Origin of the sequence: Pseudomonas putida, from assembly GCF_028682175.1 — a bacterium.
In the GTDB taxonomy this organism is placed as follows: Bacteria; Pseudomonadota; Gammaproteobacteria; order Pseudomonadales; family Pseudomonadaceae; genus Aquipseudomonas; species Aquipseudomonas putida_AD.
Map to the genome: position 1 here is coordinate 1 of NZ_JANHKS010000114.1, position 343 is coordinate 343.

Here is a 343-nt window from a genome sequence, read left to right on the forward strand (position 1 = left end):
CATGGACTGGCTGGCGCGCACCCAGGTCGGCGTGCTGATGGGCTGGTACGCACAGATGGCCAAGGGCGTGTTCACCTACGCCGCGCCCAACCGCGCCGACAAGGCCATGGCCCATGTGCTGGTCACCGCGATGAACTGGCGCTTGGGCAAATTTGCCCCGCAGTTGCAGCTTGAAGAGCTGGCGGATGCGAAGACCCCCAAGAGCCTGAACACGGCCCGTGCACAGTTGCAGGTTCGCGTGCGGCGCTCGGTGCAGATGGAATTGGAGTCCGGAAAGATTGGCAACTTCTACGCCCTGCGCCTGGGCGTGATCACCGGCTTGTACGAGGCATTTCAGCTCTAT

At 63.0% G+C, this 343-nt stretch carries 1 protein-coding gene; it reads left to right on the forward strand.

Features of this window, described 5'->3' with window-relative positions; translation table 11 throughout:
* Positions 1-343 (forward strand): hypothetical protein (locus NPS29_RS28695; RefSeq protein WP_274136871.1); only part of this gene is annotated, 343 nt, incomplete at both ends.